The organism is Streptomyces sp. NBC_01384 (assembly GCF_045040035.1).
Taxonomy (GTDB): Bacteria; Actinomycetota; Actinomycetes; order Streptomycetales; family Streptomycetaceae; genus Streptomyces.
Genome location: NZ_CP109559.1, coordinates 816,402 through 829,888, shown reverse-complemented (window position 1 = coordinate 829,888; position 13,487 = coordinate 816,402). Strand labels below are relative to the sequence as shown.

Sequence of the window (13,487 nt, the reverse complement as noted above, 5' to 3'; positions counted from 1 at the left end):
TGCTCCCCCCCAGCGGTTCCGGCCGCGGCCTTTTCCAGGGGAGTCGCGCCGACTGATGCGGCCGCCGTTCCGGAAACAGTCACGGACAGTGCCACGGCACTGGCTCCCGCCACCACCACTGCGCGCCGGCCTGGGCCTGGCTGCGGAGCCTGCCCGACACTCGGGCTCATGCTGCCTCATCTCTCGATCGCCATGGATTGAAACGATTCAATCCCGGGGGGTGACGTGAAGCTATCGCAGGGCGTTCGCGCCGTACAGAGGTTGCACAGGGCGGGACGCTGTTCGCGTAGGAATGAGTAGAGATGACCTACGACTCGCCCCGAGGGGCGTGGGGCGGGCGTCTGGTGCCCCACGCCCCTCGCACTCGATCGGCCCGTCCTGCCCGACCGTCGGAGCCTGGAGTTGGAGGAGCCGTGTTCAGGTCGGCGTCGAGGGCTGCTGCCCCGAGGGAGCCGCCGCGAGCCGGACACCTGTCATGGCCGGTGCGATCACAGGGAATACCGGATCGCAGGCCGCCACAGTGCAGACACTCGAACGGTTCACTGCACCCATCGGCCGTGCAGACAAGAGAGCGGGCGCCACGGAACGCCGGGGACGCCTCAGTTCACCGGATCGTCGGCTCACCGGATCGTCGGCCGCGCGGCCCGCCGGGGCGAGCATCCTGGCCAGAGGTGTCGCATCGGCGGGCGCGCTTGAGGACCGATACGAGAACCGATACGAGAACCGAGCCGACGGACTGATCCCGTGTCGTCGGGCGCGTGCCCTGTCCGCGCGGCAGCGGCGGAAGCCCGGCGGGCCGCTGTGGGCTGCGCGTCAGTGCGTCGCGCGCGTTCCCGTGAGCTCGCGTCCGGTGACCATCTCGGATTCGATCCGCACGAACACGGCCTCCTGCAAGGGCATCCAGGAAGGGAGGCCGGCCTGCGACAGCCGCTCGTGCTCGGCGGGATCGGTCACCACGGTGGCCCGGCCGGTGACGACCACGCTCCAGCCGGACCGGGCTGCCGTATCGAACTCGTCCGCTTCGAAGGCGACCACGACGCCGTCGATGGCGCGTACGAGGTCCGAGTCCGGCGAGGTGCACAGCAGGACGGAGGCGTCCGCGTCCAGGGAGAAATTGATGGGGAGGACCGCGGGCAGTGCCTGTCGGGTGTACACCACACGGCCGACCGGCACCTTGGCCAGGAGGCGCAGGCACTCCTGCCGGTCGAGTGCGTGAAAGGCGTCGTTCTGGGACATCGGCCCATCGTCCCTCCGGGTGCCGGGACCGGGTAGGGCCGGTCGGCCCTACTCCCGTGCCACCAGGACCGTCGATCGCAGCGGTTGTTCCGCAGGGGGCCGAGAGAGCAGGCGCGGGGTGGGGCCGTGTGGCGGAACAGATGATTCCGAATCAGGGACCGTCCGCCCGGTGGCAGGGACGCATGGCCCATGCCGCCGGGAGGACCGGACGCGGACGGTGGTCGTGGGGTTCCGGCCCGCAGACAAGGGGCCTGTGGTTTCCGTGTGACCCCGGTGCTGTGGCACTACCGTAAGAGGGAAGGGACGGACAGCATGGATGGCGCCTCGCCGACGACGAACTGCCCGACCACCTCGCCGTCGTCCTCGAATTCGCCGCCACCGACCCCGCCGCCGGAGCCCGCCTGCTCACCGAACACCGCGCCGGCCTGGAACTCCTGCGGCTGGCCCTCAACGACGACGGCTCGCCCTGGGCGCGCGTCCTGGACTCCGCCTCCGCCACCCTGCCCGCCCTCGCCGGCGACGACCGCGAAGCCGTCATGCGCCTGGCCGCCCAGGGCCCGCCCGAGGAGCAGGTCGGCCTCGACCCGTACGCGTCCCCCGTGTTCCTGCCCGACCCCGTCGTAGGAGGTCCCCGATGACCGCACCCGCGCAGCCCGTCACCATGGCGGCTCAGGCCGGCACAGGCGGCATTCTGTTGTGGGTCGCCCTGCCCTATGTCTGCCTCGCGGTCTTCGTCCTCGGCCACGTCTGGCGCTACCGCTACGACAAGTTCGGCTGGACCACCCGCTCCTCCCAGCTGTATGAGAGGCGGCTGTTGCGCATCGGCAGCCCGCTGTTCCACTTCGGCATCCTGGTGGTGCTCCTCGGCCACATCGGTGGCCTGGTCATTCCCAAGAGCTGGACCGAGGCAATCAGGGTGAGCGAGCACACTTACCACATCGGCGCGGTCGTCCTCGGCACGATCGCCGGCGTCGCCACACTCGGCGGACTGGCCATCCTGATCTACCGGCGCCGCACCGTCGGCCCGGTCTTCTCCGCCACCACCCGCAACGACAAGGCCATGTACGTCTCCCTGACGGTGACCATCGTGCTCGGCCTGGCCGCGACCGTGGCCGCGAACGTGGTCGGCGGCGGCTACGACTACCGCGAAACCATCTCCCCCTGGTTCCGCTCCATCTTCTACCTCCGCCCCGACCCGGACCTGATGACCGACGCCCCGGTGCTGTTCCGGCTCCACGCACTCAGCGCCCTGCTGCTGTTCGCGGCCTGGCCCTTCACCCGGCTCGTCCACATGCTCACCGCACCGATCGGCTATCTGACCCGGCCCTACATCGTCTACCGCAGCCGCGACACCCGGCTCGGCGCGCGCCCTCCGCGCCGCGGCTGGGAACGAGTGGGGTGATGAACGGGGGTCCACCGAACACTGGCCGCCAGTGGGTCCCAAAGCGGCACAGACCCTGATCGACGGCGGGGATCTGTACGCGCCGGCCTTCAGCCCCGAAGGCACCACCCTTGCCGTCGGCCGCGACACGCCGCAGCTGAACTGGGCAACCGCCCAGCCCGACGAGCATGTCGCGAGGTGGGGCTCAGGCTTCCGTCCGTGCCGGGAGGGGAACCGTCCATTCCGCGATGGTGCCGGTGGGCTCGTTCGGCGTGAGAGTGAAGCTGCCGCCGAGCTCGGCGGCACGCCGGCGGAGGTTGTCCAGGCCGCTGCGACGGGTGACCGCCGGGTCGATGCCGCATCCGTTGTCGGCGATGCGCAGCCGCAGCCGGGTGCCGTCGGTCTCGGCGGTGACCTCGACGGCGGTGGCTTGGGCGTGGCGGGTGGCATTCGACAGCGTTTCACGCAGGACCGCGAGCAGCTGCTCGGCATGGCCGACGGGTACGTCGGTGTCCAGCAGGCCGGTCATGCGCAGCGCGGGGCTGAAGCCGAGCATGGTGGCGGCCTGGTCGGTCTCGGTCAGCAGCTTCGCGCGCAGCCCGCCGTGTCCGTCGGTGCGGTCGCGCTCGCGCAGCGCGTAGATCGTGCCCCGCACGGTCTTGATGGTGTCGTCGAGGTCGTCGACGACACGCTGGACACGCTCGGCCACCTGGGGACGGTCGGAGATGCGGCCGAGCACCGAGTTCAGGGTCAATCCGGAGGCGAACAGCCGCTGGATGGCCAGATCGTGCAGGTCGCGGGCGATGCGGTCGCGGTCGGTCAGGACCATGAGGTGCTCGGCTTCGCGCCGGTGCTCGGCGATCTCCAGGGCCAGCGCGGCCTGGTCGGCGAAACCGCTGATCATGGTCATGGTGGCGTCGGAGAACTCCGCTCCGCCGGGCAGGTTGGCGACCTGCAGCACCCCGCGCACGTGTTCGCTGCCGCCGAGGGGGAGCAGGAACCCGGGCCCCAGGTTGATCTGTGCCGCGGAGCCGCCCCCCGCCTGCGGCTCGTCGGACAGTGCGCCGCTGGTGATCCGCTCGTTGGAGTGGTAGACCTTCGCGGCCAGAGTGGTGGCCGGCAGCACCAGCCCGTGCACCTGCTCGGCGCCTTCGCCGTCGGCGGCCTCGATCACCAGCTCACCGCCGTCGAACGGCACGGCCATCGTGACCAGGTCCGCCGCGGACAGAGCTCTGACCGTGGCGGCGACCTGGTGCAGGACGTGGTCCGGGTCGGTGCCGGACAACAGGCTGCGGGTCAGTTCGCTGCTCGCGGCCAGCCACCGCTCCCGGCGGCGGGTGTCCTCGTACAGGCGGGCGTTGTCGATCGCCACGCCGGCCGCGGCGGCGAGCGTGCGCAGCACTGCTTCGTCGTCGTCGTCGAACTGCGCGCCGCCGCGCTTGTCGGTCAGGTACAGGTTTCCGAAGACCTGGTCGCGCACGCGCACCGGCGCCCCCAGGAAGGTGGTCATCGGCGGATGCCCCTCGGGGAAGCCGACCGAGTCGGCATGCCGGCCCAGGTCGGCCAGTCGCAGCGGCTCCGGTTTGCGGATCAGCAGCCCCAGGATGCCCTGGCCTTCGGGATAGTGGCCGATCGCGTCGATGGTGTCCTCGTCCATGCCGACCGTGATGAACTGCCTGATGCGCCCTTCTTCGCCCAGCACTCCCAGCGCCCCGTACTGGGCGTCCACCAGGGTCACGGCGGACTCGGTGATGCGCCGCAGCACCACGTCGAGATCGAGGTCGGAGCCGATGGCGAGGACCGCGTCCAGCAGTGTGTGCACCCGGTCCCGGGTCGCGCGTACCTGCGCCACCTGTGCCTGCAGGCCCTCCAGCAGCTCATCCAGCCGCAACTGAGATGCCGCCGGAGTGTTTTTTCGCTCCGCTGCCGGACTGTCCGCCATTCCTGCTCCCTCCGGAAAAAGTGCCGCCGGCACCTTCTCATCATGCCCGAACGACCCTGTCAGCACGCGAACGCATGTGTTATTCGGGATCGTCCCGGCAGCCAGATCCTATGGCCCACCGACTGCGCGGTCTGCGTTGCCCCAAGCCGTCGCCGCCCGCCGCCTACGGCCACCGCGCCGCCCAAGCGTCGGTTGCCGCCGTCCCTGGGACACGGGTGCCGTTCGGCTGCCCGCCCAGAGCCGAAGAACGGCCCCGGGCGGGGAAGACGCGACGGCACCAGGGCCCACCCGCTCGGCGAACGCCACCCCGAGTTCATCGACCCCGCCGTACTCGCCCCGTGGAGCACGGCACTCGTCACCGTCCTGCTCGCCATCGCCGTTGGTCGCTGCCCGTCGCCGCGGCCGTCGCCGCGGCCGTCGCCGGGGTCACCGCCCTGGGCATCGCCCGCAAACTCGACGGCACCGGCCACCCCCATCGGCCGGCCCTACGGCTCACCGCGAACGGGGTCGTCGGCGCGCTGACCCAGGCCTCCGCCCTGCTGCCCCGGCACTGGTGGCCGCTCACGGCACTCGGCTGCACGGCATCGTGCCGGGTGCGCCGGGCCGTGGCGGTCGCCGCCCTGGCGGACATCGCCCTCGAACACCGGCGCGACCCCCTGGTACCTCGAGCCGGTCCGCTACCTCGTCGCCCGGCGCCTCGACGACCTCGCCCATGGGGCCGGCGTACGGTTCTCCGCCCTGAAGGGCCGATCCACCGCGGCCCTCGGACCGCGGATCTGATCGAGTCCCTATCGAACCCGGAACGGTTCAGCCGCTCGCTTCCTGAGTTCTCGGCCGCCGTCGGTCAAGGCTTCGCCATGTGGCACCGTTGGCTGAGCGGGCGGGAGTCAGCCAACGTACTAAAGGAGTAAGTAGACCGCCCGGCAAAGGGAAACTCCGTGATTCAGCAACGCATCGTTCTTCTCTCGGCCGCGGGGCTCGCCTCGGCCCTCCTCCTGGCGGCGTGTGGCAGCTCGACGGGCAAGGCCTCCTCCGGCACGAACCCCGGCAGCGTCGCTCCGGTCGCCACGGCCGCCACGGCCGCCACGGAATCCGCGACCTCCGCACCGGCCGGCAGCAGTGACTCCGGCAGTGGGCACATGGCCACGACCACCATGCTGATGGCCAAGGCGGTCAAGGGCATGGGCAGTGTGGTAACCGACGACAAGGGGATGACCCTCTACCGCTACGACAAGGACCAGGCGACTCCGTCCAAGTGGACGTGTGCCGGTGAGTGTACGAAGACGTGGATGCCCGTCATGGAACAGGACTCCGTACAGACCATGGGGGTTGAGAAGAGCCTTCTCGGCACGGTCCACCGGGACGGCATGAAGCAGGTCACCCTCGGCGGCTGGCCGCTGTACCGGTACATGGGCGACACGAAGGCCGGACAGATGAACGGCCAGGCCAAGGACAAGATGTGGTACGCCGTCACCCCGTCCGGCGAGAAGTCCACCATGACGGGCTGAGCCCAGACGCGCGGCCGCGGGGCTGCCGTCGCGCGGCGAGCCGTCAGACGGCTGCCGGGTCCGCCCGTACGACGATCCGCTGCCGCGCCGTGGGAACGCCTTCACCAGGGCCAGGACGCGGTTATCTCCCATGTGTGTCCGCCCCTGCTGATGCATGTACCGATGTCGCCGTTGGACAGTCCCTCCGCGATCAACACGAGCACCTCGCGCTCGTGCTCGGTGAGCAGCCCGACGCGGGCGGTCTCCCCATCGTCGGCGGCCGCCGCTCCAGGGTGGCCTACCCTGCCCTGGCCTGGATCCCGTTCGTCATCGCCGGCATGGCGGTGGCCCGTCTCGACCCCACACCGGGCCGCCTGGGTACCCACCCCGGGGCTACGGCGTCAGCGGGCAACCTCCAGGCGCCCTGACCCCTCCTATCAGTCGAACTATCAGTCGAACCACAGGTCGACGCAGCAGCCGAACGAACGGAGTGAAGGGTGGATGGCTTCAGTTCCTCTGCCGCGGGCACGAGCACCGGTCCCTCACAGGACGGCGCGGCCCGGCAGCCGTTGTCCCGGCGAAGGTTCATGGTCTACACGCTCGCGGCGTCCACCCTGACCGTCGCGGCTCCCATCGGCTGCGACGGGTCGTCGGCGGAAGGTGCCGAGCCCGCCGCGGCGCACACGAGTGCGCCGTCCGACGTCGTGGTGACCGGTGCTGACGAGGAGTTGCTGGTCCTGGAGGTCACCGCGGCCAACAGGATCGTCGTACGGCTGCCGCGCGTCGAGGTCGGCCAGGGCATCACCACCGCGGTCGCCATGATGATCGCGGAGGAGTTGGACGCCCGGCTGGCCGACGTCGACATCCCGCTGGCCGAGGCCCGGACCAAGGGGAACCAGTACACCGGCGGTTCGAACTCGGTGAGTTCGCTGTACGGACCGGCCCGCCAACTGGCCGCCACCGCCCGCGCCAGGCTGGTGACCGCGGCTGCCGAGCGGTGGCATCTCCCGGCACGGACCCTTCGTACCCGGGACACGACGGTGGTCGCGCCGGACGGGCGTTCGGTCACCTTCGGATCCTTGACCGCGAGCGCCGCCCGGATCCGCCGTCCGGCCGTGTCGAGCAAGCCCAAACCGGCGTCCCGGCACCGGGTGATCGGGCGGCCGACGACCCGGATCGACGCGCGGGACATCGTCACGGGAAAGGCGCGGTACGCCGGGGACCTGTCGGTGGCCGGGGCGAAACCGACCGTGGTGGCCCGGCCACCGACCCTCGGCGGGAAGGTCGTCTCGGTCGACGACCGGGCGGCCCGCGCCCTGCCCGGCGTGCGTGCGGTCGTCACGATCGCCGGCGGTGTCGCTGTCGTGGCGGACTCCTTCCACCACGCCTTCAAGGCCAGGGACGCCCTGCGGATCACTTGGGCCCCCGGCCCGCTCGCGGCACTGTCCGACGCCGCCATCCGCTCCCGGCTGCGCGCCGCCGTCCCACTGCTGGGGACGCCGCTGCTTGGAACGCGGCAGGTGACGGGCGAGTTCGAGTTCGCCTTCGTCAGCCACGCCCCGATGGAGGTGCTGACCGCGGTGGCGGACGTACGCGCGGACCGCGCCGAGCTCTGGTTCTCCTCCCAGACACCGATGGACGCGCGCGACGTCATCGCCTCGGCGGTCGGGCTGCCCGCGTCGAAAGTCCGGGTGCATGTCATACGGGGCGGCGGCTCGTTCGGACGGCGGCTGAACTACGACGCGGCGATCGAGGCGGCCCTCATCTCGAAGGCGGCACACCGTCCGGTGAAACTGATGTGGAGCCGCGCCGACGACATCCGGCACGGCAGGATGCGCCCGGCCAGCCACCATCGGATCCGGGCCAGCCACGCGGGGGGCCGGGTGGTGGCCTTCACCCACGTGATGGCCTCGGTGAACGAGTCGTACGGAAAGGAAGGCCTGTCCGGGCAGGGCGGTGTGACAGGGAGGGCGATCACCACCACGTCCCGCGGCGGTCGCGCTCCGGCGGCGGGACCGCTCAGCAGCGACGACGGCCTGTACAACTTCGGGCGTGTCTCCGGTGATCTGGGCGGGGTGGAGTTGGCGATGCCACTCGGGGCTTGGCGATCGGTGGACTCCGGGACGATGCGGACCGCGGAGGAGATCGTCGTCGACGAGGTCGCGAGGAACCTGGGCAAGGATCCCGTCGCGTTTCGACGCACCACCCTCAGGAACAAGGCCGTCAAAGCCGTGCTCGACAAGGCCGCAACCGCCGGGAACTGGGGCCGGACCATGCCGACGGGGCAGGCCCAGGGCGTGGCCGTGCACGAGGAGTACGGCTCCTGCGTGGCCTGCCTGGTCGAAATCGACGCAACCGACCCGAAGAACGCCCGGGTGACCAAGGTGGTGATGGCAGCCGACGTCGGAACGGCCGTCAACCCCCGGGGACTCGAGGCCCAGCTCATGGGCACCGCGGTCGACGGGATCTCCACCGTGCTGCTGGCCGGCCTGCACATCGACCGGGGCGCCGTCCGTGAAGGCAGCTTCGCCGACTTCCATTACGCCCGTCAACGGCACGCCCCGCTGCACTTCGAAGCGCACATCATGCCCTCGCGACGGGACCCCGGCGGAGCCGGCGAACTCGGAGTTCCGGCCGCGGCCGGCGCCGTTGCCAACGCCTACGCCCGCGCGACCGGCACCCGCCCCCGCCGCTTCCCGATCAACTTCTGAGAAGGTGCAGATGCCGTCTTACTCCTTCGTCCTCAACGGGAAGCCGGTCACCGTCGAGGCCCCGGCGGACATGCCGCTGCTGTGGGTGCTGCGCGATCTGCTGGACGTCACCGGCCCCAAGTACGGCTGCGGTGTCGGTGTCTGCCGTGCTTGCACCAGCCATCTCGACGATGTGGAGATCCAGCCCTGCGTCGTCCCGGTCGCCGACTGCGCGAACCGCAAGGTCACCACCATCGAGGGTCTGGCCGACGGTGACACACTCCACCCGGTCCAACAGGCCTGGCTTGATTGCGACGTCGCGCAGTGCGGCTTCTGCCAGCCCGGGCAGATCATGGCTGCGGCGGCGCTGCTCAAGAAGACGTCCAGCCCGACGGACGCCGACATCGACCGTATTGACAACGTCTGCCGCTGCGGAACCTACTCCCGCATCCGCGAAGCGATCAAAAAGGCGTCCGCCAAGGGGTGACCAGACGTAGTCGCTCCCGTTGCGTCACCGCCGACGCTTGGGCTGCAGGCCCTCACGGGGGACGGCCGTTCCGACGGTCCGGACGGACGGCGGGCGGGTGTCGGTCGAACTGCCCTCGGGCACCGGGCCGCTCACCGAAACGGCCCTCGCCCAACTGGTCTGCACAGTCGCTGACGCCCGCCTCCTCGAAGCCCCGGCCACCGGCACCACTGCGACGAGAGTGACCGTGACGCTCCCCGCCGCCTGGCGGATCGAAGGTTCCAGCGAGGCGTGCCCATCGGTTATGGGCGCCGACTGACCCCGTCGAGGGGCCCCGCCGAGGCCCTGGACCGCTGCACAGCAGGCGTCACATGGCCTGCTCACGGGCGTACGCAGGGGCAACCTGGCGGTACATCAGGACCAGTTCCATATCTGGTTGATGCTGCCCGCACATCCCCAGCCCTGGACCGACTGACCGTCCGTCCCGGAGGTGGCGGCCTCCGCGTCCAGGCAGAAGCCGTCCGGGACGCTGACCAGTGTCCGGCCGTCGGACGTGCCGGAGGAGCCGAGCCGCCACCGCTGGGCGCTCAGCCCGTCGCAGTTCCTGGCGCGGATCTTCTGGCCGTTGTGGCCGATGGTGCCGAGGTCGGCGTCCAGGCACCGGTGGCTGTCCTGATCGACGACGATGTACTGGGAGCCCTGACCGGGCACGCGATACAGAGCCCACTTCTGGGCAGCCGTGTCCTTGCACGCCCACACCTGGATGTCCGGGCCGTTCCCGCCCGCGGTGCCGGTGTGGGCGTCCAGACACCTGGCGACCGAGGCGCCGTTGACGCTCTCGGTCACGGTCAGCGAACCGACCCGGACCGGCCCACGCGCCGTGCCGTACAGCAGTTTCTTGGTCTGCGCGCCGATCTTCCCGTCCACGGCGGTCCCGGCCTCGGCCTGGAAGACCTTCACCGCGGTGAGCGTTTCCTTCCCGAACCGTCCGTCGACCGGGACGTGCAGTCCGTAGCCGACGAGCAGGAGCTGCAGGGCCTTGACGCAGTCGCCGTGGGCTCCCGACGCGATCTCGGTGGCGCACGCGGCGGACCGGATGTCCAGCGCCGCGGGATTGCGCGGGGTCGCCGGACTCGACGTCTTCTGCGCCGCCGGGTCCGTGTTCGAGGGTGCGGTGGTGGGCGCGTTCTGCGAGCTGTCGGGCGCTGAGGTCGGGTTTCCCGTTACGGCTGGGGACGACCCCGGCCGGGGGCCGGCCGATGTCCGGTTGTCGCCTTGCCGCAGCAGCGCCGTGGTGACGCCCCCGGCGACCAGGACGGCTGCCGCCGCGGCGGCGCCCACGATCACCTTTCTGCGCTTTCCGGGCTTTCTGGGCGCGGCAGAGGCGCTGGGCGCGGCGGACTCGGCGGGCGGGGCGGGGGCTGCCGCGGCGGGAAGGGCCTCGGGCCCCTTGCCATGGGTGGTTGCGTACTTGGGGCCGGTTTGTGACGGGTTCCGTGTCGGCGCGGACAACTGGTGCCCGATGGCGGTCCTGAACACCGTCTCCGGTAACGGACGCTGCTCGGGATCCTTGTCCAGGCAGGTACGGATGAACGCGGCCAGTTCCGCATCGACGGCCGTCACCTTGTCGAGGACTTCCTCCCGAGGCGGTTCGAAGGCCACCCGGTGCAGGACGTCGACGCCCGTACCCTCGCCGAACGGCGCCTGCCCCGCGACGGCGTAGGTGAGAGTGGATGCCAGCGAGAAGACGTCGGAGGCGGCGGTCACCTCTCGGCCTCTGGTCTGTTCCGGGGACATGTAGGCGGGGGTCCCCACGTTCTGGCCCGTGGCGGTGATCGTGGTGCCGTCGGTGGCCTGGACGACACCGAAGTCGATGACGCGGGCGCCGTCGGCACCCAGGATCACATTGGACGGTTTGAGGTCGCGATGAACGATCCCCGCGCGCCATATGGCTTCGATCGCGCGTCCCACGTCGGCCAGCAGCCGCCAGGCCGCCGCCGCGTCGATCGGGCCGCGCTGGGTGACGACGTCCGAGAGAGTGGGCCCGGGTATGTACTCGGTGGCAACCCAGACCAGGTCCTCATCGCAGCCGCTGCCCATCAGCCGCACGATGTGCGCCCCCTGGACGCGGTCCAACGCGCCGACCTCCCGCTCGAAGCGCTTGCGGAACAGCGGGTCTTCCGCGTATTCGGGCCGGATCACCTTGACGGCGGCCAGGCCTGCCCCGCCGGTGGTGTCCCGGCCCAGATAGACCCGGCCCATGCCGCCGCTGCCGAGCACCGACTCCAGCCGGTAAGGGCCCGCCCGCCTCGGATCGTTCTTCCGCAGCGGGACCACGGGCGGCGGTTCCATGCCGGCCGCCGCATAGGCCATCGTTTCGGACCGGCTGCGGTGCTGGACTGGCATGGGAATCCTGGTCTCTCGCGTGGCGCGTGTGACCGCGAGATTAGCGCAGCACACGTGTGCGACAGGCCAGTTGGCCCGGTTCCGCTGCCAGGAGTTTCCCCATGGAGCCGGGTTCAGCCGCGCGGCCTCAGCCAGCGGCGCCCTGGCGATGAGGATCTGGTGGATCCGGCTGGTGCCCTCGTGGACGCGGAAGAGGCGGACGTCGGGGCAGAAGCGCTCGGCGCGAGCCCGCGCGTACGGCCCACGCCGCCGTGGACCTGAACGGCGCGGTCTGTGAACGGGGCCTGTCTTGATCCCGCGTCCGCTGCCCACCAGGCCCCGGGAGTACGCGCCTGGTTCTTGAAGGCTCAGCGTTTCGGGGGCGCCGTGTCGCGGAGCAGGGCGGCCGCGTCGGAGAGGGTGAACGTCGGCAGAGCGACGCCGGTCGCGAAGCCCCGCCGTCCTTGGAGAACCGCTGACTCTGAGCGCCTTCGATGTACGGGTTACGGGTTCGCCGGGCCCTTATGCGTACAGGGTGGTGCCGATAGCGGCCGCGACAGTCTGCGGTCGCTTCGAGTGGAGGTCGGCAGAGCCGTTGCCGCGGCCGAACCCCCGTCGCGATAAGACCGGGTTGCTGCTCTTCATGTCACTCCTGTGCGGCCGCACTGCGCGGCTTCGCTGTGGATCTGCTGATTGCTCGGCGCGGGGAGGCGTGAGCCGATGGCGTCGGCCATCGGCTTCGAGTCCACACGGTGTCCTCAGCCGATTGCTCCGACCGTCCCATCTCGTCACCACCTTGACAGGTGACGACCGGGCTGCAACTATCATCACCAGTCGAACAGGTGATGATCTTGTGGTGAGACGTCTGGGCCTGACTGACGTGAAATCCGGCAGAGAGGGAATTGGCGTCGGCGCCCATCAGGGGTGCCCCTATTTCAAGGTCGCTCGCGGCGATATCCCGGTCACCGTCGAAGCGACCGTCGTATGGAGGACGAAATGCCGTATGAAGAGAAGGCCCCGGACGCCGCCGAGGTGGCGCGCCGTGAACGATTCGGCAAGCTGCCGGAGCCTATCCGCCTGGCGGATACGGTTGAGGAAAAGCCGGCCACGGTCCCGGATCCGGCGAGAGACGCGTACAACCACGACGAGTGGCTCGTCCGTACGTGTCTGTGAGTCGAATGAGCCGCCACTCCGAAGCCCCGGAAGGGGGAATAGTGAACCGGTCGACTTTAAACCTAGTCGATCGGTCGTATACTTGCGTCATGGGACGTACCAGCAACGCCAGGGAGAAGATCCTCGCCGCCGCGCAGTCGCTCATCGAGCTGCGGGGTTACTCCGCGCTGGGCACTGCCGAGATCTGCAAGGTCGCAGGCGTCCCGAAGGGCAGCTTCTACTATTTCTTCGAGTCCAAGGAAGCCCTCGCTCTCGCTGTCCTCGACGAGCATTGGGTCATCCAGCGCCGCGAGTGGACTCGCATCCTGAGCGGCGACACCCAGCCGCTCCTGCGGCTGCGGCAGCTCTTCGAGGAGACCGAGGCCGGCCAACGTGCCGGGCAGCAGAGCTGTGGCACCGTCTCGGGATGCATGTTCGGGAACCTGACGCTGGAGATGAGCAACCAGACCGAAGCCATCCGCGAACGCCTGCAGCAGATCTTCGACGCGCAGGTCGGCATGGTTGAAGAAGTCATCGTCGAAGCCCAGGAGCGCGGCGAAGTCACCGTGAGCGACCCCCACGAGGCTGCCCGGTCCGTCGTCGCCCAGCTCGAGGGCCAGGTGCTCTTCGCCAAGCTCTACAACGACACCCAACGCCTCAGCCCCCTCTGGGTGAACTGCCTCGCCATCCTCGGCGCCCGCATGCCTGAGGAGGCGGCGGCCACAAGGTGAGGTTCTCCGCCGTGGTG

General features: G+C 70.1%; 13 protein-coding genes and 1 pseudogene. 10 read left to right on the top strand and 4 right to left on the bottom strand.

Annotated elements, in window-relative coordinates:
* Positions 1-813 precede the first annotated feature (813 nt).
* The gene (locus tag OG747_RS03610) at positions 814-1,236 is read right to left on the bottom strand and encodes a pyridoxamine 5'-phosphate oxidase family protein (RefSeq protein ID WP_405877699.1); all 423 of its coding nucleotides are present in this window, start codon (positions 1,234-1,236) and stop codon (positions 814-816) included.
* A 338-nt stretch (positions 1,237-1,574) separates the two neighbouring features.
* On the opposite strand from OG747_RS03610, the gene OG747_RS03605 reads away from it, so the two are divergent.
* Together OG747_RS03605 and narI are read left to right on the top strand one after the other, a co-directional pair.
* Complete coding sequence (locus OG747_RS03605; protein ID WP_405885437.1) at positions 1,575-1,874, top strand: hypothetical protein; 300 nt, start codon at positions 1,575-1,577, stop codon at positions 1,872-1,874.
* Positions 1,871-2,638: a respiratory nitrate reductase subunit gamma gene (gene narI / locus OG747_RS03600; RefSeq protein WP_405877697.1), complete on the top strand. Its 768-nt coding sequence runs from the start codon at positions 1,871-1,873 to the stop codon at positions 2,636-2,638. The genes OG747_RS03605 and narI overlap by 4 nt, the downstream gene beginning before the upstream one ends.
* A gap of 184 nt (positions 2,639-2,822) precedes the next feature.
* Here narI and OG747_RS03595 read toward each other — a convergent pair whose 3' ends face one another.
* A complete protein-coding gene (locus OG747_RS03595) occupies positions 2,823-4,559 on the bottom strand; it encodes a GAF domain-containing protein (RefSeq protein ID WP_405877695.1) in 1,737 nt (578 codons plus the stop codon).
* A 338-nt stretch (positions 4,560-4,897) separates the two neighbouring features.
* Between OG747_RS03595 and OG747_RS03590 the strand changes: the two genes are divergently transcribed.
* A complete protein-coding gene (locus OG747_RS03590; RefSeq protein WP_405877693.1) occupies positions 4,898-5,470 on the top strand; it encodes a hypothetical protein in 573 nt (190 codons plus the stop codon).
* Between the two features lie 27 nt (positions 5,471-5,497).
* Complete coding sequence (locus OG747_RS03585) at positions 5,498-6,067, top strand: hypothetical protein (RefSeq protein WP_405877691.1); 570 nt, start codon at positions 5,498-5,500, stop codon at positions 6,065-6,067.
* Positions 6,068-6,216: 149 nt separating this feature from the next.
* Here the strand turns inward: OG747_RS03585 and OG747_RS03580 are convergent.
* A pseudogene (locus tag OG747_RS03580) lies at positions 6,217-6,342 on the bottom strand (DNA-binding response regulator); the annotation flags it as partial.
* Between OG747_RS03580 and OG747_RS03575 the strand changes: the two are divergent.
* The 4 genes from OG747_RS03575 (at position 6,280) to OG747_RS03560 (ending at position 9,521) form a co-directional block, all read left to right on the top strand.
* Complete coding sequence (locus OG747_RS03575; RefSeq protein ID WP_405886075.1) at positions 6,280-6,474, top strand: hypothetical protein; 195 nt, start codon at positions 6,280-6,282, stop codon at positions 6,472-6,474. The pseudogene OG747_RS03580 and the gene OG747_RS03575 sit on opposite strands and share 63 nt — an antisense overlap.
* A gap of 159 nt (positions 6,475-6,633) precedes the next feature.
* Positions 6,634-8,757 carry a molybdopterin cofactor-binding domain-containing protein gene (locus tag OG747_RS03570; RefSeq protein WP_405885436.1) on the top strand — a complete coding sequence of 708 codons (2,124 nt, stop codon included), beginning with the start codon at positions 6,634-6,636 and terminating at the stop codon, positions 8,755-8,757.
* 10 nt (positions 8,758-8,767) lie between these two features.
* Entirely contained in the window at positions 8,768-9,223 is a 456-nt protein-coding gene (locus tag OG747_RS03565; protein WP_405877689.1) for a (2Fe-2S)-binding protein, read from the top strand.
* A 97-nt stretch (positions 9,224-9,320) separates the two neighbouring features.
* A complete protein-coding gene (locus tag OG747_RS03560) occupies positions 9,321-9,521 on the top strand; it encodes a hypothetical protein (RefSeq protein ID WP_405877687.1) in 201 nt (66 codons plus the stop codon).
* Between the two features lie 95 nt (positions 9,522-9,616).
* Here the strand turns inward: OG747_RS03560 and OG747_RS03555 are convergent, their stop codons facing one another.
* A complete protein-coding gene (locus tag OG747_RS03555) occupies positions 9,617-11,608 on the bottom strand; it encodes a protein kinase domain-containing protein (protein ID WP_405877685.1) in 1,992 nt (663 codons plus the stop codon).
* A gap of 975 nt (positions 11,609-12,583) precedes the next feature.
* Between OG747_RS03555 and OG747_RS03550 the strand changes: the two genes are divergently transcribed.
* Together OG747_RS03550 and OG747_RS03545 are read left to right on the top strand one after the other, a co-directional pair.
* Positions 12,584-12,760 carry a hypothetical protein gene (locus tag OG747_RS03550; protein ID WP_405877683.1) on the top strand — a complete coding sequence of 59 codons (177 nt, stop codon included), beginning with the start codon at positions 12,584-12,586 and terminating at the stop codon, positions 12,758-12,760.
* Between the two features lie 89 nt (positions 12,761-12,849).
* A complete protein-coding gene (locus OG747_RS03545; RefSeq protein ID WP_405877681.1) occupies positions 12,850-13,470 on the top strand; it encodes a TetR/AcrR family transcriptional regulator in 621 nt (206 codons plus the stop codon).
* The last annotated feature ends 17 nt before the right edge of the window (positions 13,471-13,487 follow it).